General features: G+C 66.1%; 31 protein-coding genes and 1 pseudogene. 28 read left to right on the forward strand and 4 right to left on the reverse strand.

Translation table 11 applies throughout. The annotated features are described in order from the left end of the window. The 27 genes and pseudogenes from rpsJ to rplQ form a co-directional block, all read left to right on the forward strand. The coding region (rpsJ, locus tag V7082_RS11410) for a 30S ribosomal protein S10 (protein ID WP_334148603.1) at positions 1-240 on the forward strand (240 nt) is incomplete at its 5' end. A gap of 63 nt (positions 241-303) precedes the next feature. Then, positions 304-993, forward strand: a complete 690-nt coding sequence (rplC, locus tag V7082_RS11415; RefSeq protein ID WP_334148605.1) for a 50S ribosomal protein L3 — start codon at positions 304-306, stop codon at positions 991-993. Between the two features lie 5 nt (positions 994-998). After that, a complete protein-coding gene (gene rplD / locus V7082_RS11420; protein ID WP_334148607.1) occupies positions 999-1,649 on the forward strand; it encodes a 50S ribosomal protein L4 in 651 nt (216 codons plus the stop codon). Continuing rightward, complete coding sequence (locus tag V7082_RS11425) at positions 1,649-1,942, forward strand: 50S ribosomal protein L23 (RefSeq protein WP_334148609.1); 294 nt, start codon at positions 1,649-1,651, stop codon at positions 1,940-1,942. Before rplD ends, V7082_RS11425 begins: the two co-directional genes overlap by 1 nt. 12 nt (positions 1,943-1,954) lie before the next feature. Then, complete coding sequence (rplB, locus tag V7082_RS11430) at positions 1,955-2,776, forward strand: 50S ribosomal protein L2 (RefSeq protein WP_334148611.1); 822 nt, start codon at positions 1,955-1,957, stop codon at positions 2,774-2,776. A gap of 43 nt (positions 2,777-2,819) precedes the next feature. Continuing rightward, positions 2,820-3,104: a 30S ribosomal protein S19 gene (gene rpsS, locus V7082_RS11435; protein WP_334148613.1), complete on the forward strand. Its 285-nt coding sequence runs from the start codon at positions 2,820-2,822 to the stop codon at positions 3,102-3,104. Beyond that, positions 3,104-3,481, forward strand: a pseudogene (gene rplV, locus V7082_RS11440) (50S ribosomal protein L22); the annotation flags it as partial. The gene rpsS and the pseudogene rplV, both read left to right, overlap by 1 nt. Before the next feature lie 101 nt (positions 3,482-3,582). Then, on the forward strand, positions 3,583-4,392 hold the full coding sequence (gene rpsC / locus V7082_RS11445) for a 30S ribosomal protein S3 (protein ID WP_334148615.1): 810 nt from the start codon (positions 3,583-3,585) through the stop codon (positions 4,390-4,392). 22 nt (positions 4,393-4,414) lie between these two features. Continuing rightward, the gene (gene rplP, locus V7082_RS11450) at positions 4,415-4,825 is read left to right on the forward strand and encodes a 50S ribosomal protein L16 (RefSeq protein ID WP_334148617.1); all 411 of its coding nucleotides are present in this window, start codon (positions 4,415-4,417) and stop codon (positions 4,823-4,825) included. A gap of 34 nt (positions 4,826-4,859) precedes the next feature. Continuing rightward, positions 4,860-5,078, forward strand: coding sequence for a 50S ribosomal protein L29 (gene rpmC, locus V7082_RS11455; RefSeq protein ID WP_334148619.1), 219 nt, complete (start codon positions 4,860-4,862; stop codon positions 5,076-5,078). A gap of 12 nt (positions 5,079-5,090) precedes the next feature. Then, positions 5,091-5,324, forward strand: coding sequence for a 30S ribosomal protein S17 (gene rpsQ / locus V7082_RS11460; protein WP_334148621.1), 234 nt, complete (start codon positions 5,091-5,093; stop codon positions 5,322-5,324). Positions 5,325-5,417: 93 nt separating this feature from the next. Continuing rightward, a complete protein-coding gene (rplN, locus tag V7082_RS11465) occupies positions 5,418-5,786 on the forward strand; it encodes a 50S ribosomal protein L14 (protein WP_020087359.1) in 369 nt (122 codons plus the stop codon). Beyond that, a complete protein-coding gene (gene rplX / locus V7082_RS11470; RefSeq protein WP_334148624.1) occupies positions 5,786-6,112 on the forward strand; it encodes a 50S ribosomal protein L24 in 327 nt (108 codons plus the stop codon). The genes rplN and rplX overlap by 1 nt, the downstream gene beginning before the upstream one ends. 3 nt (positions 6,113-6,115) lie before the next feature. After that, on the forward strand, positions 6,116-6,793 hold the full coding sequence (gene rplE / locus V7082_RS11475) for a 50S ribosomal protein L5 (protein ID WP_334148626.1): 678 nt from the start codon (positions 6,116-6,118) through the stop codon (positions 6,791-6,793). A gap of 41 nt (positions 6,794-6,834) precedes the next feature. Continuing rightward, entirely contained in the window at positions 6,835-7,140 is a 306-nt protein-coding gene (gene rpsN, locus V7082_RS11480; RefSeq protein ID WP_334148628.1) for a 30S ribosomal protein S14, read from the forward strand. 16 nt (positions 7,141-7,156) lie between these two features. Then, positions 7,157-7,555 carry a 30S ribosomal protein S8 gene (gene rpsH / locus V7082_RS11485; protein ID WP_334148631.1) on the forward strand — a complete coding sequence of 133 codons (399 nt, stop codon included), beginning with the start codon at positions 7,157-7,159 and terminating at the stop codon, positions 7,553-7,555. Positions 7,556-7,597: 42 nt separating this feature from the next. Beyond that, positions 7,598-8,140 (forward strand): 50S ribosomal protein L6, encoded by a 543-nt coding sequence (rplF, locus tag V7082_RS11490; protein WP_334148632.1) that lies wholly within the window; start codon positions 7,598-7,600, stop codon positions 8,138-8,140. 10 nt (positions 8,141-8,150) lie between these two features. Next, the gene (gene rplR / locus V7082_RS11495) at positions 8,151-8,516 is read left to right on the forward strand and encodes a 50S ribosomal protein L18 (RefSeq protein ID WP_334148634.1); all 366 of its coding nucleotides are present in this window, start codon (positions 8,151-8,153) and stop codon (positions 8,514-8,516) included. A 16-nt stretch (positions 8,517-8,532) separates the two neighbouring features. Continuing rightward, positions 8,533-9,111 carry a 30S ribosomal protein S5 gene (gene rpsE / locus V7082_RS11500; protein ID WP_334148635.1) on the forward strand — a complete coding sequence of 193 codons (579 nt, stop codon included), beginning with the start codon at positions 8,533-8,535 and terminating at the stop codon, positions 9,109-9,111. Between the two features lie 36 nt (positions 9,112-9,147). Then, positions 9,148-9,342 carry a 50S ribosomal protein L30 gene (gene rpmD / locus V7082_RS11505; RefSeq protein ID WP_334148636.1) on the forward strand — a complete coding sequence of 65 codons (195 nt, stop codon included), beginning with the start codon at positions 9,148-9,150 and terminating at the stop codon, positions 9,340-9,342. Positions 9,343-9,396: 54 nt separating this feature from the next. Further along, entirely contained in the window at positions 9,397-9,945 is a 549-nt protein-coding gene (rplO, locus tag V7082_RS11510) for a 50S ribosomal protein L15 (RefSeq protein ID WP_334148637.1), read from the forward strand. A gap of 141 nt (positions 9,946-10,086) precedes the next feature. Further along, positions 10,087-11,451: a preprotein translocase subunit SecY gene (secY, locus tag V7082_RS11515; RefSeq protein ID WP_334148638.1), complete on the forward strand. Its 1,365-nt coding sequence runs from the start codon at positions 10,087-10,089 to the stop codon at positions 11,449-11,451. After that, positions 11,448-12,029, forward strand: coding sequence for an adenylate kinase (locus V7082_RS11520; protein ID WP_334148640.1), 582 nt, complete (start codon positions 11,448-11,450; stop codon positions 12,027-12,029). The genes secY and V7082_RS11520 overlap by 4 nt, the downstream gene beginning before the upstream one ends. A 209-nt stretch (positions 12,030-12,238) precedes the next feature. Further along, a complete protein-coding gene (gene rpsM / locus V7082_RS11525; RefSeq protein ID WP_334148642.1) occupies positions 12,239-12,610 on the forward strand; it encodes a 30S ribosomal protein S13 in 372 nt (123 codons plus the stop codon). A gap of 81 nt (positions 12,611-12,691) precedes the next feature. Then, on the forward strand, positions 12,692-13,090 hold the full coding sequence (gene rpsK / locus V7082_RS11530) for a 30S ribosomal protein S11 (protein WP_334148644.1): 399 nt from the start codon (positions 12,692-12,694) through the stop codon (positions 13,088-13,090). A 135-nt stretch (positions 13,091-13,225) separates the two neighbouring features. Further along, the gene (locus tag V7082_RS11535) at positions 13,226-14,251 is read left to right on the forward strand and encodes a DNA-directed RNA polymerase subunit alpha (protein WP_334148646.1); all 1,026 of its coding nucleotides are present in this window, start codon (positions 13,226-13,228) and stop codon (positions 14,249-14,251) included. Positions 14,252-14,381: 130 nt separating this feature from the next. Then, a complete protein-coding gene (rplQ, locus tag V7082_RS11540; protein ID WP_334148648.1) occupies positions 14,382-14,807 on the forward strand; it encodes a 50S ribosomal protein L17 in 426 nt (141 codons plus the stop codon). Between the two features lie 100 nt (positions 14,808-14,907). Here the strand turns inward: rplQ and V7082_RS11545 are convergent, their stop codons facing one another. The 4 genes from V7082_RS11545 to V7082_RS11560 form a co-directional block, all read right to left on the reverse strand. Continuing rightward, the gene (locus V7082_RS11545) at positions 14,908-15,414 is read right to left on the reverse strand and encodes a hypothetical protein (protein WP_334148650.1); all 507 of its coding nucleotides are present in this window, start codon (positions 15,412-15,414) and stop codon (positions 14,908-14,910) included. A gap of 44 nt (positions 15,415-15,458) precedes the next feature. Next, complete coding sequence (locus V7082_RS11550; RefSeq protein ID WP_334148652.1) at positions 15,459-16,136, reverse strand: vWA domain-containing protein; 678 nt, start codon at positions 16,134-16,136, stop codon at positions 15,459-15,461. 209 nt (positions 16,137-16,345) lie between these two features. Next, positions 16,346-17,269, reverse strand: coding sequence for a lysophospholipid acyltransferase family protein (locus tag V7082_RS11555; RefSeq protein WP_334148654.1), 924 nt, complete (start codon positions 17,267-17,269; stop codon positions 16,346-16,348). Positions 17,270-17,328: 59 nt separating this feature from the next. After that, a complete protein-coding gene (locus tag V7082_RS11560) occupies positions 17,329-18,606 on the reverse strand; it encodes a UbiH/UbiF family hydroxylase (protein ID WP_334148656.1) in 1,278 nt (425 codons plus the stop codon). Positions 18,607-19,016: 410 nt separating this feature from the next. Here V7082_RS11560 and V7082_RS11565 point away from each other — a divergent pair, with 410 nt between their 5' ends. Next, positions 19,017-20,414: a porin gene (locus V7082_RS11565; protein WP_334148658.1), complete on the forward strand. Its 1,398-nt coding sequence runs from the start codon at positions 19,017-19,019 to the stop codon at positions 20,412-20,414. The last annotated feature ends 275 nt before the right edge of the window (positions 20,415-20,689 follow it).

The raw sequence follows: 20,689 nt of genomic DNA on the forward strand, positions 1-20,689 counted from the left end.
GAGATCGTGAACACGGCGAAGCGCACCGGCGCGGAGGTTCGGGGTCCGATCCCGTTGCCGACCCGTATCGAGCGCTTCACGGTGAACCGCTCGCCGCACATCGACAAGAAGAGCCGCGAGCAGTTCGAGATGCGCACGCATAAGCGCATGCTGGACATCGTGGATCCCACGCCACAGACGGTCGACGCGCTGATGAAGCTCGACCTCGCCGCGGGCGTGGACGTGGAAATCAAGCTCTAGAGGATGCGCAGCCGCCGGGCCTGCCCCGGATCGGTCGCGAATGAAAAGGAAGGAATGCGAGCAATGCGTTCCGGAGTGATTGCACAGAAAGTCGGCATGACCCGCATCTTCACGGATGCGGGTGAGCATGTGCCCGTGACGGTCCTGAAGCTCGAGAAGCTCCAGGTTCTGTCGCAGCGCACCGCCGACAAGAACGGCTACACCGCGCTTCAGGTGGGTGCCGGCACCCGCAAGCCCGTGCGCCTGACCAAGTCCGAGCGCGGCGGCTTCGCGGTCGCCAACGTCGAGCCGAAGCGCAAGCTCGCCGAGTTCCGTGTCAGCCCCGAGAACCTGATCGATGTGGGCGCGGAGATCACCGCCGACCACTTCGTCCCGGGCCAGTTCGTGGACGTGACCGGCACCAGCCAGGGCAAGGGTTTCCAGGGCGCCATGAAGCGCTGGAACTTCGGCGGTCTGCGCGCTTCCCACGGTGTCTCGGTTGTGCACCGCTCGCACGGCTCGACCGGTCAGCGCCAGGACCCCGGCAAGGTGTTCAAGGGCAAGAAGATGGCCGGCCATCTCGGCGACGAGCGCGTCACCACGCAGAACCTCGTCGTCGCCAAGATCGATGTCGAGCGCGGCCTCCTGATGATCCGCGGCGCCGTTCCCGGCTCCAAGGGCGGCTGGGTGATCGTGCGCGATGCCGTCAAGAAGAAGCCTCATGCCGATGCGCCGAAGCCCGGCGCGTTCAAGTCGGCCGCGAGCAAGGAGTAGGCGTGATGAAAGCAACCGTCACCACGCTCGAGGCGGCCAAGGCCGGCGAGATCGAGCTCGCCGACGCCATTTACGGGCTCGAGCCCAGGCCCGACATCCTGCACCGCATGGTGCGCTGGCAGCAGCTGAAGCGCATGGCCGGCACCCATCATGCCCAGGACCGTTCGGAGGTCTCGGTCACCGGCCGGAAGATGTACAAGCAGAAGGGCACCGGCGGCGCCCGTCACGGCGACAAGTCGGTTCCGCAGTGGCGCGGCGGCGGCAAGGCGTTCGGCCCGAAGCCGAGGAGCCACGCCATCGACCTGACGAAGAAGGTCCGCGCGCTCGCCCTGCGTCACGCCCTCTCGGCGAAGGCCAAGGCCGGCGAGATCATCGTCATCGACGCGGCGGCCTCGAAGGACGGCAAGACGAGCGGGCTGAAGAAGCAGTTCGCCAATCTCGGCTGGAGGAGCGCGCTGATCATCGACGGCGCGGCGCTCGACGATGCGTTCGCTCGTGCGGCGCGCAACATCCCCCACATCGACGTGCTGCCGATCGCCGGCATCAATGTCTATGACATCCTGCGCCGCGAGAAGCTCGTGCTGACCAAGGCCGCGGTCGAAGCGCTCGATGTGCGCTTCGCCGACGTGAAGGCCAAAGCCGCGGAGGCGAAGTGATGAACAAGCTCAAAGCCTACGACGTCATTCTGTCCCCGGTCATCACCGAGAAGGCGACGCAGGTTTCCGAGGCGAACCAGGTGATCTTCAAGGTCGCCTCGGGCGCCAACAAGACGGACATCAAGGCCGCGGTGGAGAGCCTCTTCAACGTCAAGGTCAAGGGCGTGAACACGCTCGTGCGCAAGGGCAAGCGCCGGACGTTCCGCGGCATTCGGTCGAAGCTCAGCGACGTGAAAAAGGCCATCGTGACGCTCGAGGAAGGCCACTCGATCGACATCACGACGGGCCTTTAAGGAACCAAAGTCATGGCATTGAAGACATACCGTCCGACATCCCCGGGTCTCCGGCAACTGGTGCAGGTCGACCGCAGCCACCTGTGGAAGGGTGCGCCCGTCAAGATGCTGACGGAGGGCAAGCGCAAGACCGGCGGCCGCAACAACGACGGCCGCATCACGACGCGTCATATCGGCGGCGGCCACAAGCAGGCGTATCGCAAGATCGACTTCCGCCGCCGCAAGCACGACGTCGCCGCGACGGTCGAGCGGCTCGAGTACGATCCGAACCGCACCGCCTTCATCGCGCTGATCAAGTACGAGGACGGCCACCTCGCCTATATCCTGGCGCCGCAGCGCCTCGCGGTCGGCGACTCTGTCGTCTCGGGCGAGAAGGTCGACGTGAAGCCCGGCAACGCCATGCCGCTGTCGTCGATGCCGATCGGCACCATCGTGCACAACGTCGAGCTGAAGCCGGGGGCCGGCGGCCAGATCGCGCGCTCGGCAGGCGCTTTCGTGCAACTCGTCGGCCGTGATTCGGGCTGGGCCGTCCTGAAGCTCAACTCGGGCGAGACGCGCAAGGTGCGGGCCGAATGCATGGCCTCCGTCGGCGCCGTGTCGAACCCCGACCACACCAACGAGGTGACCGGCAAGGCCGGCCGCACGCGTTGGAAGGGTACCCGTCCGACGGTTCGCTCGATCACCATGAACCCGATCGACCATCCGAACGGCGGCCGCACCAACGGCGGCAAGCACTGGGCGACGCCGTGGGGCAAGCCGACCAAGGGTTTCAAGACCCGCAAGAACAAGCAGACCGACAAGTTCATCGTCAGGAGCCGCTCGAAGAGCAAGTAGGCCGTAAGGTCGAAGCCGGGCAGACGATCGAGGAGATGAGAGAGTGACACGCGCAGTTTGGAAAGGCCCGTTCGTTGACGGCTACCTTCTCAAGAAGGCGGAGAAGGTGCGGTCGTCGGGGCGCAACGAGGTCATCAAGATCTGGAGCCGTCGCTCGACGATCCTGCCCCAGTTCGTGGGCCTGACGTTCGGCGTCTACAACGGCCAGAAGCACGTTCCGGTGAACGTCACCGAGGACATGATCGGGCACAAGTTCGGCGAGTTCTCGCCGACACGCGTGTTCCACGGTCATGGCGGCGACAAAAAAGCAGCGGTGGGTAGGAGATAATGGGCAAGCCGAGCCGGGAACGGAGCCTCTCCGACAAGGAGGCCCGCGCGATCGCGAAAAACCTTCGCGTTTCGCCGCAGAAGTTGAACCTCGTCGCGGGCCTGATCCGCGGCAAGAAAGTCGACCGTGCGCTCGCCGATCTCGAGTTCTCGAGGAAGCGCATCGCTCAGGATGTCCGCAAGTGCGTGATGAGCGCTGTCGCCAACGCCGAGAACAACCATCAGCTCGACGTCGACAGCCTGATCGTCGCCGAGGCCTACGTCGGCAAGAACTTGGTGATGAAGCGCTTCGCGGCGCGTGGCCGCGGCCGCGGCTTCCGCGTCCTGAAGCCGTTCTCGCAGATCACGGTCGTCGTGCGTGAGACCGAAGCCGAGGCCGAGGCGCCGAAGGCGAAGGGCAAGAAGGCAGGCGCGGCGAAGAAGGCCGCAGCCGGGCCGGCAGGCGCCAAGGCTGCTGCGGCTGAGAAGGAGGCCGAGTAATGGGTCACAAAGTCAATCCCGTCGGCCTGCGCGTCGGCATCAACCGCACTTGGGACAGCCGCTGGTTCGCCCGCCGCGCCGAGTACGGCAAGCTGCTGCACGAGGATCGCGCCATCCGCGCCCACATCATGAAGATGCAGCGCACGGCCGGCATCTCGAAGGTCGTCATCGAGCGCCCGCATAAGAAGTGCCGCGTGACGGTGCACACGGCCCGCCCCGGCGTGCTGATCGGCAAGAAGGGCGCCGATATCGAGAAGATGAGGAGCGAGCTCTCGCGCTTCACGGACTCCGAGGTGCACCTGAACCTGCTCGAGGTCAGGAAGCCCGACACCGACGCCACGCTGGTCGCCGAGAACATCGCCCAGCAGCTCGAGCGTCGCGTCGCCTTCCGCCGCGCCATGAAGCGCGCCGTGCAGACGGCTCTGCGTGCCGGTGCCGTCGGCATCCGCATCAACGTCGCCGGCCGTCTCGGCGGTGCCGAGATCGCCCGCACGGAGTGGTATCGCGAAGGCCGCGTGCCGCTGCACACGCTGCGCGCCGACATCGATTTCGGCTACGGCGTCGCCCAGACCGCCTATGGCGTCATCGGCATCAAGGTCTGGATTTTCAAGGGCGAGCTCATGGAGCACGACCCGATGGCCTCCGAGCGCCGCGCCACCGAAGGAGCCGGTGACGGCTCGGGCGCGCGCCAGCGCCGCGACCGCGAGGACGGCGGCGATCGCCGCGATCGTCGCGGCCCGAGGGGCGGCGACCGTGGTGGACCGCGTGGCGGTGCCGCCGAGGCTGGCAAGGAAGGGGAGACGGCCTGATCAGGGCTGATGGAGCACGACCATGCTGCAACCCAAGAAGACGAAGTTCCGCAAGCAGTTCAAGGGCCGCATCCACGGCGCGGCGAAGGGCGGAACGTCACTGAACTTCGGTTCGCACGGGCTCAAGGCCGTCGAGCCCGAGCGCGTGACCGCGCGTCAGATCGAGGCCGCGCGCCGTGCCATCACGCGGCACATGAAGCGCGCCGGCCGCGTCTGGATCCGCATCTTCCCCGACGTGCCCGTGACCAAGAAGCCCGCCGAGGTCCGCATGGGCTCGGGCAAGGGCGGCATCGAGCTGTGGGTCTCGCGCGTGAAGCCGGGCCGTATCATGTTCGAGCTGGACGGCGTTCCCGATCAGATCGCGCGTGAGGCGCTGCTGCTGGGCGCGGCGAAGCTCGGGATCAAGACGCGTATTGTGACGCGCGTCGGCTGAGGCCGAAAGCGCGCGAAGGATAAGGAAGACGACGATGAAAGCGGGTGATTTGCGGGCCATGTCGCTCGATCAGCTCGACGATCAGCTGGCGAAGCTCAAGAAGGAGCAGTTCAACCTGCGCTTCCAGAAGGCTTCGGGTCAGCTTGAGAACACCTCGCGCGTGCGCCAGGTTCGCCGCGACATCGCGCGCGTGCTGACGCTTGCGACGCAGAAGCGGGGCGGTGCCTCGTCGAAATCGAAATCTGGCGCGTAAGGAGAGAGAACGATGCCGAAGCGCGTCCTGCAGGGTGTGGTTGTTTCGAACAAGAACGACAAGACCATCGTCGTCGAGGTGGAGCGCCGTTACACGCATCCGCTTCTGAAGAAGACGGTCCGCCGCACGAAGAAGTATCACGCCCACGACGAGGCCAACGTCTTCAAGGAAGGCGATCGCGTGGAGATCCAGGAATCGGCTCCGATCTCGAAGCTGAAACGCTGGGTGGCGCTCGAGAAGGCGTGAATTGGGTGGTGCTAGGCCGCAAGGGCGGAACCGGTACCGGGACGAAACACGATTTGAAGCCGCGCTCTGAGCGGCAGGAAGAGAGACGATGCGATGATCCAGATGGAGACCAATCTCGACGTCGCTGACAATTCGGGTGCGCGCCGCGTCCAGTGCATCAAGGTGCTGGGCGGCTCCAAGCGCAAGTACGCCACCATCGGCGACACCATTGTCGTGTCCGTCAAGGAGGCGATCCCGAAGGGCCGCGTCAAGAAGGGCCAGGTCATGAAGGCCGTCATCGTGCGCGTCGCCAAGGGCGTGCGCCGCCCCGACGGCTCGCTGATCCGCTTCGACCGTAACGCGGCCGTTCTGATCAACAACCAGGGCGAGCCGGTCGGCACCCGCATCTTCGGGCCCGTCACCCGCGAGCTGCGCGCCAAGAACCACATGAAGATCGTCTCGCTCGCGCCGGAGGTGCTGTAATGGCGTCGCTCAAGATCAAGAAGGGTGACAGCGTCATCGTTCTCACCGGCCGCGACAAAGGCAAGCGCGGCGAGGTGATCGAGGTGCGTCCCAAGGAGAACCGCGCGCTCGTCCGCGGCGTTAACGTCGTGCGCCGTCACCAGCGCCAGACCGCATCGCAGGAAGGCGGCATCATCTCGAAAGAGGCCGCGATCCAGGTTTCGAACCTCGCGCTCGAGGATCCGAAGGACGGCAAGCCGACCCGCGTCGGGTTCCGCATCCTTGAGGACGGCAAGAAGGTCCGCTTCGCCAAGCGCTCGGGCGAGATCATTCCGGAGAAGAACTAAGCCATGGCCGAGAAACAGAAACCGCAGAAGGCGAAGGCCGGCGGCCCGCCTCCCGGCAAGCCGGGCAAGGAAGCCAAGGCCAAGGCGCCGAAGAAGGCCGATGCCGCTCCGCGCGAGTGGAAGCCGCGCCCTGCCGACTACAAGCCGCGGCTCAAGACGCACTACGAGAAGGTGGTGCGGGATGCGCTGAAGGAGAAGTTCGCCTACGCGAACCCGATGCAGATCCCGAAGATCGAGAAGATCGTGCTCAACATGGGCGTGGGCGAAGCGACGGCCGACCGTAAGAAGGTCGACAACGCTGCCGCCGATCTCGCGCTCATCGCCGGCCAGCGGCCGCTGATGACCAAGTCGACCAAGTCCATCGCCACCTTCAAGGTGCGCGAGGGCATGACGCTCGGCTGCAAGGTGACGCTGCGCGGCGACCGCATGTACGAGTTCCTGGACCGCTTCGTCACCATCGCGCTGCCGCGCGTGAAGGACTTCCGCGGCCTGAACCCGAAGAGCTTCGACGGCCGCGGCAACTACGCCTGCGGTCTCAAGGAGCACATCGTGTTTCCCGAGATCGACTACGACAAGGTCGATCAGGTCTGGGGTCTCGACGTCATCGTCGTCACCTCGGCCAAGAGCGACGACGAAGCGCGCGAGCTGCTTCGCGGCTTCAATTTCCCTTTCCGCAGCTAGAGGACCTCGGGCGCATCCCGAAAGGCCTTTGGAGGACATGAATGGCTAAGACGAGCTCTATCGAGAAGAACAATCGGCGCCGCAAGCTGGTCGCCCAGCACGCTGCCAAGAGGAAGCGCCTGAAGGCGATTGCCGACGACCTCAAGCGCCCCGCCGAGGAGCGTTTCGCCGCGCGCCTGAAGCTCGCCGAGATGCCGCGCAACAGCTCGGCGGTGCGCATCCGAAACCGCTGCGAGATCACCGGCCGCGCCCGCGGCAACTACCGCAAGCTCAAGATGTGCCGCAACCAGCTTCGTGAGCTGGCCTCCCAGGGCCTCATCCCGGGCATGGTCAAGTCGAGCTGGTAAGGAGGCGTGGAAGCACATGGCAGTGAATGATCCCATCGGCGATATGCTGACACGCATCCGCAACGCGCAGATGCGCCGCCGGCCCAAGACGGTGACGCCCGCGTCCAATATGCGCGCCCGCGTGCTGGACGTGCTCGTCGAGGAAGGCTACATCCGCGGCTACACGCGTATCGAGCAGAAGGGCAGCCAGCCCGAGTTCGAGATCGAGCTCAAGTATTTCAACGGTCAGCCGGCGATCAAGGAGATCAGCCGCGTGTCGACTCCCGGCCGGCGCGTTTACTCGCCCGTCCGCGACCTCAAGAGTGTCGCCAACGGCCTCGGTGTTGCCATCCTCTCCACGCCCAAGGGCGTGATGTCGGATTCGCGCGCCAAGGAGGAGAACGTCGGCGGCGAGGTCATCTGCAACGTATTCTAGCGAAGGATGCCGGCCGAGGCCGGGATCTCGAGGACAACACTCATGTCACGCATCGGAAAGAAGCCGGTCCCCGTTCCTGCCGCCGTCACGGCGACGGTCGACGGCCAGACCGTAAAAATGAAGGGCGCCAAGGGTGAGCTCTCCTTCACGCTGCCCGAGGAGCTCAAGATCGAGAAGACGGCCGACGGCATCGAGGTCTCGATGCGCGAGGACACCAAGAAGGCGCGCTCCATGTGGGGCATGTCGCGCACCATGGTGCAGAACCTGATCACCGGCGTGACCGACGGCTACACCCATACGCTCGAGATCCACGGCGTCGGCTTCAAGGCGTCGATGAAGGGCAAGGACAAGCTCACCCTCTCGGTGGGCTACAGCCACGACGTCGAGCACACCATCCCGGCGGGCGTCGAGGTCAAGGTGGGCGGCGCCAAGCAGGAGCTGGTGACGGTCTCCGGCATCGACAAGCAGCTTGTCGGCCAGGTCGCCGCCGACATCCGCGCCTCGCGCAAGCCCGAGCCCTACCAGGGCAAGGGCGTGCGCTTCAGGGGCGAATACGTCTACCGCAAGGAAGGCAAGAAGAAGTAGGACCGAAGCCATGGCCAACACCGCATCAAACCAGTTCGAAAGGCGCCGTGCACGCGTGCGCCGGACGCTGAAGGCCAATGCCGGAGGCCGTCCGCGTCTCTCCGTGCATCGGTCCTCGAAGCACATCTATGCCCAGGTCATCAACGACGCCGATGGCAAGACGCTCGCGTCCGCCTCGAGCCTCGAGAAGGATCTGCGCGGCTCCCTCAAGACGGGCGCCGACAAGGCCGCCGCTGCCGCCATCGGCAAGCTGGTTGCCGAGCGCGCGCTCAAGGCCGGCGTCAACGCGGTCGTCTTCGACCGCGGCGGATATCTCTACCATGGACGCGTGAAGGCGCTCGCCGATGCTGCCCGCGAGGGCGGCCTCAGCTTCTGATGAAAGGAATTTGACAGTGGCACGTGGACCTGAAAGAGGACGCGGACGCGAGCGGGAGCGGGAAGAGCGCGACAGCGAGTTCTCCGACAAGCTCGTCCATATCAATCGCGTCGCCAAGGTGGTGAAGGGCGGCAAGCGCTTCGGCTTCGCAGCCCTCGTCGTCGTCGGCGACTTGAAGGGGCGCGTCGGCTTCGGCCACGGCAAGGCCCGCGAGGTGCCGGAGGCGATCCGCAAGGCGACCGAGAGCGCGCGCCGCAACCTGCTGCGCGTGCCGCTACGCGACGCCCGCACATTGCATCACGACAGCGAGGGCCGTCACGGCTCGGGCCGCGTCGTGCTGCGCTCGGCCCCGGCCGGTACGGGCATCATCGCCGGCGGCGCCATGCGCGCCGTATTCGAGATGCTGGGCGTTCACGACGTCGTCGCCAAGTCGCTCGGCTCGACGAACCCCTACAACGTCGTGCGCGCCACGTTCGACGCGCTGAAGGAGCAGGAGAACCCCCGCTCCGTCGCCGCCCGCCGCAACAAGAAGGTGTCCGAGATCGTCGCCCGCAGGCGCGATGGTTCCGCCGCCGAGATCGCTGCCGAGGCGTAAAGCCCGGCGCGCCGTTTTCGAGAAGGTATGAGAGCAATGGCTGCCAAGAAGACGATCACGGTCGAGCAGTTTGCGAGCGCGAATCGCCGGCCGGAAATTCAGACCAAGACCCTGATCGGCCTCGGTCTCAACAAGCTGCATCGTCGCCGCGTTCTCGAGGATACGCCGGCCGTGCGCGGCATGATCAACAAGGTTCCCCATCTCGTTCGCGTGGTCGACGAGAAGGCTTGAGACGGCAGCGGACGCGCCGTCTCCGCAAGGTGACGAACAAGGAGCTTGAGGCCCATGCGGCTCAACGACATTAAGGACAATCCCGGCGCCCGCAAGACGCGCGTGCGTATCGGACGCGGCATCGGCTCCGGCGTCGGCAAGACGGGCGGCCGCGGCGGCAAGGGCCAGACGGCGCGCACGGGCGTCGCCATCGGCGGCTTCGAGGGCGGCCAGATGCCGCTCCATCGCCGCCTGCCGAAGCGCGGCTTTAACAAGTGGAACCGCAAGGACTGGAACGAGATCAACGTCGGCGCTCTGCAGCGGGCCGTCGATGAGGGCAAGCTCAAGTCCGGCCAGACGGTCGACGTCACGGCGCTCGTCGACGCCGGCATCCTGCGTCGTCCGAAGGACGGACTGCGCCTCCTCGGCGCGGGCGAGATCAAGGTCAGCCTGGCGCTGACCGTGAATCACGCAACCGCCTCCGCCAAGGCTGCCGTCGAGAAAGCCGGCGGCTCGGTGAGCCTCATCGAGAAGAAAGTTCTCGAGGCCGACGAGGCCAAGCGCAAGAAGTCGGCCGCCAAGAAGGCCGGATCCTCGAAGAAGGCGGGCGGGGCAGAGGAGTAAGGAGACGCGCCCCCCGCTGGGCGCGCACGCTCCGGGTGAGTGCCTTCGCTTCGGCGGCGCCGGTGGTCCCCGGAGAGGGGCTCGACGCGGCGCCTGCCGGACACCAGGTAAGAGGGCTCAACGGAGCCGGGAGAGAACGCAATGGTATCCGCTGCCGAGCAGCTCGCTTCGAATCTTAACCTTGGCGCCTTCGCCAAGGCGCAGGATTTGAAGAACCGCCTCTGGTTCACGCTGGGCGCGCTCGTCATCTACCGCCTCGGCACCTTCATTCCGATTCCCGGCGTCGACGCCGCGGCGTTCGCTCAGGCCTTCAAGTCCCAGTCCTCGGGCATTCTCGGCATGTTCAACGTGTTCGCCGGCGGCGCCGTCGAGCGTATGGCGATCTTCGCCCTGAACATCATGCCGTACATCTCGGCCTCCATCATCATTCAGCTCATGACCTCGATGTCGCCGAAGCTCGAGGCGCTGAAGAAGGAGGGCGAGTCCGGCCGCAAGCAGATCAACCAGTACACGCGCTACCTGACGCTCGTGCTCGCGGCCTTCCAGGCTTACGGCATCGCCATCGGCCTCGAGGGCTCGCGCTCGGATGCGGGCTCCGTCGTGGGCGACCCCGGCTGGTTCTTCCGCGCGACGACGGTGATTACGCTCGTCGGCGGCACGATGTTCCTCATGTGGCTCGGCGAGCAGATCACGCAACGCGGCGTCGGCAACGGCATCTCGCTGATCATCTTCGCCGGTATCGTCGCCAACTTGCCGTCGGCGCTCGTCGGTCTGTTCGAGATGGCCCGTACGGGCGCCCTCTCGACCTTCCTGCTGCTGGCGCTGCTGGCGCTGATGCTGGGCGTCGTCGCCGCCATCGTTTTCATCGAGCGCGCGCAGCGGCGCCTCCTGATCCAGTATCCGAAACGACAGGTCGGCAACCGCATGTTCCAGGGCGATGCCTCGCACCTGCCGCTGAAGCTCAACTCGGCGGGCGTCATTCCGCCGATCTTCGCCTCCTCCCTGCTGCTGCTGCCGATCACCGCCGCGCAGTTCTCCTCCGCTCAGGGCGGCGGGCCGGAGTGGTTGCAGACGCTGGTGGCCGCGCTCGGCAACGGCCAGCCGCTGCACCTTGCGATCTACGTCGCAATGATCATCTTTTTTGCCTTCTTCTACACCGCCGTGGTCTTCAATCCCAAGGATACGGCCGACAATCTCCGGAAGCACGGCGGTTTCCTGCCGGGCATCCGCCCGGGTGAGAAGACGGCCGAATACATCGACTACGTTCTGACGCGCATCACGGTCGTCGGTGCCATCTACCTGGCCGCCGTCTGCGTCATGCCCGAGATCCTCACCTCCTACGCCGGCGTACCGTTCTACTTCGGCGGCACGTCGCTCCTGATCGCCGTCAGCGTGACCATGGACACCGTGGCGCAGATCCAGAGCCATCTCCTTGCCCACCAGTACGAGGGCTTGATCAAGAAAGCGAAGCTCAGGGGCGCAAACACGAGGGGCGGCCGTCGATGAAACTCATTCTTCTGGGACCTCCCGGCGCCGGCAAGGGCACGCAGGCCGAGGCGCTCGCCAAGCGGCGCGGCCTTGTCCAGCTCTCGACCGGCGACATGCTGCGCGCCGCCGTCAAAGCCGGCACCGAGATCGGCCGCAAGGCCGAGGCCGTCATGAAGAGCGGCGGCCTCGTCTCCGACGAGATCGTAATCGGCATCATTTCGGACCGGATCGCCGAGCCCGATTGCGCGGGCGGCTTCATCCTCGACGGCTTCCCGCGCACGCTGAAGCAGGCAGCCGCGCTCGACCGGTTGCTCGAGACCAAGGGCACCCTCCTCGACGCCGTGATCGAGCTCAAGGTGGACGACGAGGCGCTGCTGGCGCGCATCGAGAACCGGGCCCGCGAGACCATCGCGGCCGGCGGCACGCCGCGCGCGGACGATAACGCCGAGGCTCTGAAGACACGCCTCATGGCCTACTACAAGGAGACGTCGCCCCTGATCGGCTACTACTTCGCCCAGGGCAAGCTCAGCACCGTCGACGGCATGGCCCCGATCGCCGAGGTCGGCGGCCAGATCGATGCGGTGCTGGCGGCGTGAGGGTTCGGAAAAGATGTCGCGACATCAAGGCGCAGGTTGACGAAGGTTTATGACCAAGCTAAAACACCGCGCTTTCGAGCACGATGGAACGGAAAGCCTGCTCCGTGCGGCGACCTTCGCCCGGGATCAGGTTAATCCGTGTTTTTTCGTTGAAAAATAGATAGTTGTGGCCGCCTCGCGGTCGATGAAAAAGCCTCCAGGAGACGGAAGTGGCTCGCATAGCTGGTGTGAATATCCCGACGCAAAAGCGCGTTCTGATCGCGCTGCAGTACATCCATGGCATCGGGCCGAGGTTTGCCGAGGAGATCTGCAAGCGGGTCGGCATTCCGGCTGAGCGCCGCGTCAACCAGCTGACGGACGCCGAAGTCCTCCAGATCCGCGAGGCGATCGACCGCGACTACGTCGTCGAAGGTGACCTTCGGCGCGAAGTTGCCATGAATATCAAGCGCTTGATGGATCTCGGCTGCTACCGCGGCCTGCGTCATCGCAAGGGCCTCCCGGTCCGCGGCCAGCGCACCCACACCAACGCGCGCACCCGCAAGGGGCCTGCGAAGCCGATCGCCGGCAAGAAGAAGGCCTAAGCGCGCGAAAGATCATGCTGCGGCTGTCCCCGGGACGGCCATTGGGAATTGGCCCGATCGGGCAACAGGAGCTGCGACCACATGGCGAAAGAAGCACAGGGGCGTACCAAGGTTCGCCGCCGCGAGAAGAAGAACATCACCTCCGGCATTGCGCACGTCAACGCCTCGTTCAACAACACGATGATCACGATCACCGATGCCCAGGGCAACACGCTCGCCTGGTCGTCGTCGGGCACCATGGGCTTCAAGGGCTCGCGCAAGTCGACGCCCTTCGCCGCCCAGATGGCGGCCGAGGATGCCGGCAAGAAGGCCATGGAGCACGGCATGAAGGTGCTCGAGGTCGAGGTCTGCGGCCCCGGCTCGGGCCGCGAGTCGGCGCTTCGCGCGCTGCAGTCGGTCGGCTTCCAGATCACCTCGATCCGCGACGTGACCCCCATTCCGCACAACGGATGCCGGCCGCGCAAGCGCCGCCGCGTCTGAGTGAAGCGAGCTCCGGGCTTTCCTGAGCGGGATCAAGCGGCGCCACGCTCCCGTCTCCGGTCCCGGGCTCATCCTCTGTTGGAAGCGTGCCGCGCTTGGGCGAGGCGGCACCCCTAACCGCTACGAGGACCCCCCGTGTCGAACGTATTGCAGAAGAACTGGCAAGACCTAATCAAGCCGTCGAAGCTCGAGATCACCCCGGGCCGTGATCGCTCGCGCGTCGCGACCATCGTCGCCGAGCCGCTCGAGCGCGGCTTCGGCATGACGCTCGGCAACGCGATCCGCCGCGTGCTCCTGTCCTCGCTCCAGGGCGCCGCCATCAAGACGGTGCAGATCGACGGCGTGCTGCACGAGTTCTCGTCGATCCCGGGCGTGCGCGAGGACGTGACGAACATCGTGCTCAACATCAAGGAGATCGCGCTCCGCATCCATTCGGACGGCGTGAAGCGCATGGTGTTGAAGAAGGAAGGCCCCGGTCCCGTGAAGGCCGGCGACATCGAGACCGGCTCCGAGGTCGACATCCTGAACCCCGAGCACGTGATCTGCCACCTCGACCAGGGCGCGCAGATCCGCATGGAGTTCACGGCCGACATGGGCAAGGGCTACGTCGCCGCCGAGCGCAACCGCCCCGAGGACGCGCCGATCGGCCTGATCGCCGTCGACAGCCTCTACACGCCGGTGACCAAGGTCTCCTACAAGGTCGAGAACACCCGCGAGGGCCAGATCCTCGACTACGATAAGCTGACCATGACGGTCGAGACCGACGGCTCGGTGAAAGCCGAGGACGCGGTGGCGCTCGCCGCACGCATCCTGCAGGACCAGCTCGCCGTCTTCATCAACTTCGAGGAGCCGAAGAAGGCCGTCGAGGAGAGCCGCCATCCGGAGCTCGCCTTCAACGCCGCCCTCCTCAAGAAGGTGGACGAGCTCGAGCTTTCGGTGCGCTCTGCGAACTGCCTGAAGAACGACAACATCGTCTACATCGGCGACCTCATCCAGAAGACGGAAGCCGAGATGCTGCGCACGCCGAACTTCGGGCGCAAGTCGCTGAACGAGATCAAGGAAGTCCTGGCCGGCATGGGCCTGCACCTCGGCATGGAAGTGCCGAACTGGCCGCCGGACAACATCGAGGAGCTGGCCAAGCGCTTCGAGGACCAGTACTAGGCAGTGAGGCAGTTGGCAGTAAGGCAGTAGGGACAACGATCCCATCACTCACTGCCTACTGCCTCACTGCCCAACCAACGAGGTGAGGCCGAAGAACCTCCCCGTAACAACCTGAGAGAAAGAGAAAGCTATGCGCCATAAGAAGCTGGGCCGCCGTTTCGGCCGCCAGAGCGCGCACCGCCAGGCCATGTTCTCGAACATGGCGGCCGCGCTTATCAAGCACGAGCAGATCGTCACCACGTTGCCGAAGGCGAAAGACCTGAAGCGCGTCATCGACAAGTACATCACGCTGGCCAAGCGCGGGGACCTGAATTCCCGCCGTCTCGCCGCAGCCCGCCTGCGCGACGAGGACCAGGTCAAGAAGCTCTTCGACGTGCTCGGCCCCCGCTACAAGGACCGCGCCGGCGGCTATTCGCGCGTGCTCAAGGCGGGCTTCCGCTACGGCGACAGCGCGCCGCGCGCCGTCATCGAGCTGGTCGACCGCGACACCTCCGTCAAGGGTGCCGAGGACAAGGCCCGCCACGAGGCCCAGAAGGAAGCCGAGGCGAACGCGTAAGCGCGCGCCGAACGTTGGATTCGAAAGGCCCCGGAGCGTTGCTTCGGGGCCTTTTCATTTTCTGAGGGCTTCTTCGGTGGGTCCGCGGGACGCTTCCGCATCACACGTCGAGCGCGCGGCGCACCTCGAACACCTCCATGATGCGCGCGCCGCGATGCGGGCCGTCGACGACGAACGTCCATTTGCCTTCGGTGAACGTGTCGCACATCTTGACGCCCTTGATCAGGATCCAATGCCCTTCCTTGCCCTTGTGGATGGCGAGGATGTAGTGCGTCCAGGCGTTGCGCGGCTTCTGCATCCAGGACCACACGGTCGGGCGCTTCTTGCGCTCGAGGTGCATGAAAGTCTCCTTGAGCGCCATGTCGAAGCCGTAGACGGCAAGCGCCCCTTCGACCTCGTCGGCATAGGTGCCCTTGACGCGGAAGCGCAGGTCCGCCGGCAGGTTCCGGTAGGCGTTCACGGCCGCCTCGACCTTGCTGATGGGATAGCCGGTGATGGCCGAGAGCACGTAGGGGCCGCAGAACGCGACACGACCGGTGTCGTTGTTCGCGTCATTGAGCGACGAGGTCATCGTCGGCGGGAAGGCGTCGAGATCGGTGATCGGCATCGGCATCGGCTCGGCAGGCGTTAACGAACTCTTGCCGGAAACGGTTACCGAACGGTTAACGCCCGGGGCCGTGGCGCGAGCAGCGTCACCGCAGGACAACCCAGCGTCTCGGCAAGCGCGTCGGAGAGCTGCTCGGTCGTCTCCGCGGTCGCGAAAATGCCGCCGGTCTCGTCTGCGAGGCAGCGCTCGACGAAGGGCGGATCCACGGCCGCCGTCATCGGGCGCAACCGGTAGCCGATGACGTGCACGGTGATCGACGGGTTCTCCGCCTTGAGCGTGCGCGCGAACGCGCACGCATCGCCGCCGCACGTGTCCTGCCCGTCAGTGAGCGCAACCACGACGGCGGGCTTCTGCCCTTGGCTGAGGAGCGCCACGGCCAGTTGCACGGAGGAAGTCAGCGCCGTACGCCCCTGCGGCTGGATGCCGTCGACCTCCTCCATGATGCGCGCGCCGGCATTGGGGGTCGGTGCGAGACGCAGGTCGATGTTGCGGCAGGTGTCGAAGTGGCGCCCGGGTCCGTAGACGAGAAGCCCCAGCCGGCGTCCGCGGGCGGCGGCCGGCAGCACTTTGGCCAGCGCCTGACGCACGCGGTCCATGCGGGAGGTAGCCCCGTCCGGGAAGTCGGTTGCCGCCATCGAGCCCGAGGCATCGAACACGAGCATGGCGTCGTCGATGCAGGAGGGCTCCGCGGCACGAAGCGCGGAGCCGGAATAGAGAAACATCCCGGCCGCCAAGAGCGCCCCAAAAGCCTGCCGCATGATTTTTGAGCGCGAACGGTATCTCACGGCGCGCATTAGAAAGTGGCCGGGTAGAAGCGGCAACCGGGTTCGCGCCGCTGACACGGGGTTGTGATGGAGACTGCCAAGTCTCCGCGCCCGGTGCGCCAATAGTCCCATGGCATGCGCGGAACAATCGTGCGTCGAGAGCGATCCTAGCTCCAGCGACGGTTGCCCCACATCCATTGCTCGGGCGCTTCCCGCACCCAGGCTTCGAACTGCTTCTGCATCTCGACCATGATCCAGCGCACGTCTTCGCCGATGTTGTGAGTCCGCGGCACGCGCAGCTCCTTGATCTCGATTTCGAAGCGCGACGACGTGCCGACCCGCTTGCAGCACGACATCCAGATGCGGCTGCCGACGCGCCTCGCGATCATGGCGCCGATGGCTTGCGTCTTGGCGTCCTCACCGAAGAACGGCACCGCAAGCCCCTTGCGGTCGTAGAGATCGCAGACGAGGCCGAGCCGTCCGCCGCGCCGCACGAAGTCGGTGAGGATGCGCGCCGTCTTCTGGTCGTCGCCGTGCTCGCCCTCGACCTTGCCGCGCCCGAACAATCCGCCCGGATAGAGATTGCGCCGCTGCCAGCGGAGGTACCGATCGATATAGGGGTTGTTGACCGTGCGGTAGACCGCCGCCGGATTGGCGTGCGCCTCGATGAACGGCCAGATCGAAAGCTCCCAGTTGCCCATGTGCAGCGACACGCCGATCGCCGGCCCGAGCTTGTCCTTGTAGCGGCTGAAAAGCCTGTCGGACACGATGCGGATGCGTGTCGGATCCTCGATCAGCCGGTCGATCTGCATCGTCTCGGCCATCACACGGCCGAGGTTCTCCCAGTGCGCCATGCAGATCTTGAGCCGCTCGGCCTCCGGCTTCTCCGGGAAGGCGATGGCGAGATTGGCGAGCGCGCGGGCATGCCGCTTCGGGTCGATGCGCGGAGCGAGTAAGCGCCACGCCTTGGCAGAGATGGCTGCGGCCGTCTCGAGCGGCAAAAGCCGCACGAGTCCGACGATGGCGCGCAGCAGGGCGTACTCCAGGCGAAACTGCAGGTCGCGGGCGAAGCTGACGCGGGGAGGGGACATCGGGTTCCTGGCGGATGGAAGCACGTCTGCGTCCGGGATGCCAACTGCCGGCCGAGGCGTCAAGAGGCGGCGGGCGGCGGGGAGGCGCCCGCCTGCATGCGCTCGCGCATCCGCTGCGCCCCATCCGGCTGGAGCAGGTCCGCCAACTCGCCCGAGGGCTGCAAGCCCTCGCGAATGGCAAAGCGGCGCAACGGTCCGAGCGCATGCAGGGCCACGATCCCGAGACCGCGCGCGAGATGGACCGGAAAGAGGCCCGAGATGAGCGAGCGGTTGAGCAGGTCCACGGTGCCGATGCGCGACGTCACGTCGCCGCGCCGCCGCCGGCTGTAGGTTTCGAGCGTTGTCGCTCCGCCCGGATCGCCCCCCTCCGCGAGCGCGCTGGCGACGCAATCGGCAAGCGTGGCCGCGTCGCGCAATCCGAGATTGAGCCCCTGCGCCCCGATCGGCGGAATGACATGGCCCGCTTCGCCGACGAGCGCCACGCGGTTGGCTCCGAACGCTTCCGCGGTGAGCCCGGACAGCGGAAAGATCGCCCGCGGTCCCACGTCCTCGATCGTGCCGAGCAGTCCCTGCAGCCGCTCTTCGAGCGCGGCGCGGAACGCGGCGTCGTCGAGGCCGGCGAGGCGCTGGGCCGCGTCCGGCCGCTCGACCCACACTATGCTCGAGGCCAGGCCGGGCAGCGGGACGGTCGTGAGCGGGCCGGACGGGCGATGGAACTCGGTCGAGACGCTGCGGTGCGGCCTCGTGTGGCGGAAGGAGGCGACGATGGCCGCCTGCTCGTAGCGCCAGGTCCGTGTGGCAATGCCGGCCGCGGCGCGGCAGATCGAGTTGCGGCCGTCGGCACCGGCCACGAGCCGCGCATCGAACGTCTGGCCTTCCGCGCTCGTGAGGGTCGCAGCGTCGCGCCCGATGTCGATCCGGGAAATGCCCGCCGTCTCGTGCAACCTGACCCGGCTCTCCGCCTGGGCCGCAGCGGCCGTGAGGCCCGAGACGAGCGCGCCGTTCGGCACGTTCCAGCCGAACGCGTCGCGCCCCACCTCCGAGGCCGTGAAAACGACCTCGGGCGCCCGCAAGAGCGCGCCGGTGTCGTCGATGATCCGGATCGCCGCGATCGGCGCGCTGTGAGGCGCGATCGCATCCCACGCGCCGACGTTTTTCAGAAGCTCGATCGAGCCGGCGAACAGGGCGGCCGTCCGGGTGTCGGGGGCCTTTCCGCCGACCCGATGCGGGGGGGCCGCGAGGACGACGTCGGCGCCGGCGCGGCCGAGCGCGAGGGCCGCCGCAAGCCCCGCGGGCCCGCCGCCAACCACCGCCGCCGTATGTCTCGTTCTGCCCATGCCGCTCCTCGCGCCCCGAAGCTCGCACACATGAGGGCCCCTCCGCAACGAGCGGTGCGGGAGACTTTGCAGTCGTTCGTCCCGCTCGGCGCCCTTTCATGCCGATGTTTCATGATGTCATAAAACATTCACAAGAAGAGGCGTCGGAAACGTCACGCGCCCGGCAATTGCGCCGGTGACGGACAAGTTCAATGCGGCGTTCGTGGCCCAGTAATCACGCCGAAACGTATCAAATCTGTCATATTAGGTTTTGATATTTACCCCGGAAATTTTCTTAGGCTTATTCCTGGCGTCCACGGCGGTGGGCAGGCGGCTTTTTCATGTTTCACGCCGCGTCTGCCCGGCTCCGCTGAGTGGGGAATCGATAGATGCTTGCGCCGCTGTGGGCGGAGCCAGAGGGGATGTCGGACATGGCTGGGAGTGTCAGGATGATGGGACGGCTGTCATGGCTCGCGGCGGCAGGATGCCTGCTGGCGGGGGGCGCCCCGGCTGGGGCGGCCGATCTCGGCGGCGACTGCTGCGCCGATCTCGAGGAGCGCATCGCCGAGCTCGAGGCGACGACCGCCCGCAAGGGCAACCGTAAGGTGAGCCTCGAGGTCTCGGGCCACATCAACGAAGCGGTGATGTGGTGGGACGACGGCCTCGAATCGAACGTCTACCAGGGCACCAACGATACGGCGCGCTCCCGCGTCCGTTTCAAGGGATCGGCCAAGATCGCGGATGGCTGGAAGGCTGGCTACCTCCTGGAGTTCGGCATCCGCACCAACCGGCTGCCCCGGACCGACGCCGACCTTCCTTCGGCGTCTCCCGGAACGCCGGATCTGCGTCACAGCATGTGGTTCATCGAGAGCGAGCGTTACGGCAAGGTCTCCATGGGCCAGACGTCGCAAGCGAGCGACGGCGTCACAGAAGTCACGACGGCGAATACGAACCACTTTGCCCGTCCGTCGCTCAGCAAGTGGAACGGTAACTTTGACGTTGTGATCGACGGCGACCGCAAAGCCAACGAATGGCGGGATTTCATGGCCCAAAGCGGCGCCTCCGGCGATAACGTGCCGGGCGAAGGCGACCGCCGCAATCTCGTGCGCTACGACACTGCGGAAATTGCGGGCTTTATCGCTTCGGCAGCCTGGGGCGAGGACGATTTCTGGGACCTGTCGCTCCGTTACAAGGGCGAGTTCGCCGGGTTCAAGCTGGCCGCGGCGATCGGGTATGCCGAATACTCCGACGCCAATCTCCGCCCCAGTCCCGCGCTGGGCAGCGTTCCAGCGGGTAGCGCCAGCAACCTCCGCGGTTGCTCGAGCATCGGCGGCGTCGACGTCGACTGTAGCGACCTTGGGCTTTCGGCCTCGATCATGCATTCCGGCACGGGCTTGTTCGTGACGGGCGCCTATGGCCTGCGCGACGACAAGAACCGCAGCGCCATTTTCGGCCAGTCGGTCGATGACACCGATGACTTCTGGTCGGTCCAGGCCGGCATCGAACGCAAGTGGATTTCGCTCGGGAAGACGACGGTTTACGGCGAGTACGCGGAGTTCAACACCGGTGCGGGCATCACGGGCGCGGGCACCGTGGCGACATTCTCCGGCATCGATGCCACGCGCACGCGCCAGGTCGGCTCCGATATTTCCTATTGGGGCCTCGGCATCAATCAGCACCTGGAGGCCGCGGCCATGGATCTCTACCTCGCCTATCGCCACCATGAGGGCGACGTAACGCTCGGGGCGGCCGCCGATCTTTCCGACACGGCCAGCTACAGCTTCGAATCGCTCGACATCGTCCTGGGCGGCGCGATGATCAAATTCTGATGACCCCTGGTCCGGGATCCTCCGAAGGAGCCGCCCGCAAGGCGTCTCCTTCGTTGGCCTCAGGTGTCGCCGGAAGGGCAGGGCGGGCGAGGTCTCTTCGGGGTCGCCCCCGGCCCGAAAGGGGCACGGTGGGGGAAGAGATCCGGAAAACGTCTGCCCGCCGATGGTGCGGACGCCTCCCCTTGGCGGAAATGAGGCAGCATCGAGCCGTTGGCGGGGAATGTCGGCCTCTCCCGAAGGTCGTTGGGACCCTGTATCCGGCCGGCCACATTGCA

The sequence above is a fragment of the Hyphomicrobium sp. genome, assembly GCF_036833075.1.
Classification (GTDB): domain Bacteria; phylum Pseudomonadota; class Alphaproteobacteria; order Rhizobiales; family Hyphomicrobiaceae; genus Hyphomicrobium_C.

Coding starts and splice junctions, on each gene's coding strand:
- secY (WP_334148638.1), top strand. CDS start 10,087: ATGGTATCCGCTGCCGAGCAGCTCGCTTCGAATCTTAACCTTGGCGCC.
- V7082_RS11520 (WP_334148640.1), top strand. CDS start 11,448: ATGAAACTCATTCTTCTGGGACCTCCCGGCGCCGGCAAGGGCACGCAG.
- rplN (WP_020087359.1), top strand. CDS start 5,418: ATGATCCAGATGGAGACCAATCTCGACGTCGCTGACAATTCGGGTGCG.
- rpsQ (WP_334148621.1), top strand. CDS start 5,091: ATGCCGAAGCGCGTCCTGCAGGGTGTGGTTGTTTCGAACAAGAACGAC.
- rplE (WP_334148626.1), top strand. CDS start 6,116: ATGGCCGAGAAACAGAAACCGCAGAAGGCGAAGGCCGGCGGCCCGCCT.
- rplB (WP_334148611.1), top strand. CDS start 1,955: ATGGCATTGAAGACATACCGTCCGACATCCCCGGGTCTCCGGCAACTG.
- rplF (WP_334148632.1), top strand. CDS start 7,598: ATGTCACGCATCGGAAAGAAGCCGGTCCCCGTTCCTGCCGCCGTCACG.
- rpmD (WP_334148636.1), top strand. CDS start 9,148: ATGGCTGCCAAGAAGACGATCACGGTCGAGCAGTTTGCGAGCGCGAAT.
- V7082_RS11425 (WP_334148609.1), top strand. CDS start 1,649: ATGAACAAGCTCAAAGCCTACGACGTCATTCTGTCCCCGGTCATCACC.
- rplD (WP_334148607.1), top strand. CDS start 999: ATGAAAGCAACCGTCACCACGCTCGAGGCGGCCAAGGCCGGCGAGATC.
- rplQ (WP_334148648.1), top strand. CDS start 14,382: ATGCGCCATAAGAAGCTGGGCCGCCGTTTCGGCCGCCAGAGCGCGCAC.
- rplX (WP_334148624.1), top strand. CDS start 5,786: ATGGCGTCGCTCAAGATCAAGAAGGGTGACAGCGTCATCGTTCTCACC.
- rpsK (WP_334148644.1), top strand. CDS start 12,692: ATGGCGAAAGAAGCACAGGGGCGTACCAAGGTTCGCCGCCGCGAGAAG.
- rplP (WP_334148617.1), top strand. CDS start 4,415: ATGCTGCAACCCAAGAAGACGAAGTTCCGCAAGCAGTTCAAGGGCCGC.
- V7082_RS11560 (WP_334148656.1), bottom strand. CDS start 18,606: ATGGGCAGAACGAGACATACGGCGGCGGTGGTTGGCGGCGGGCCCGCG.
- V7082_RS11555 (WP_334148654.1), bottom strand. CDS start 17,269: ATGTCCCCTCCCCGCGTCAGCTTCGCCCGCGACCTGCAGTTTCGCCTG.
- rplO (WP_334148637.1), top strand. CDS start 9,397: ATGCGGCTCAACGACATTAAGGACAATCCCGGCGCCCGCAAGACGCGC.
- V7082_RS11545 (WP_334148650.1), bottom strand. CDS start 15,414: ATGCCGATCACCGATCTCGACGCCTTCCCGCCGACGATGACCTCGTCG.
- rplC (WP_334148605.1), top strand. CDS start 304: ATGCGTTCCGGAGTGATTGCACAGAAAGTCGGCATGACCCGCATCTTC.
- rpsC (WP_334148615.1), top strand. CDS start 3,583: ATGGGTCACAAAGTCAATCCCGTCGGCCTGCGCGTCGGCATCAACCGC.
- V7082_RS11550 (WP_334148652.1), bottom strand. CDS start 16,136: ATGTTTCTCTATTCCGGCTCCGCGCTTCGTGCCGCGGAGCCCTCCTGC.
- V7082_RS11565 (WP_334148658.1), top strand. CDS start 19,017: ATGGCTGGGAGTGTCAGGATGATGGGACGGCTGTCATGGCTCGCGGCG.
- rpsH (WP_334148631.1), top strand. CDS start 7,157: ATGGCAGTGAATGATCCCATCGGCGATATGCTGACACGCATCCGCAAC.
- rpmC (WP_334148619.1), top strand. CDS start 4,860: ATGAAAGCGGGTGATTTGCGGGCCATGTCGCTCGATCAGCTCGACGAT.
- rplR (WP_334148634.1), top strand. CDS start 8,151: ATGGCCAACACCGCATCAAACCAGTTCGAAAGGCGCCGTGCACGCGTG.
- rpsN (WP_334148628.1), top strand. CDS start 6,835: ATGGCTAAGACGAGCTCTATCGAGAAGAACAATCGGCGCCGCAAGCTG.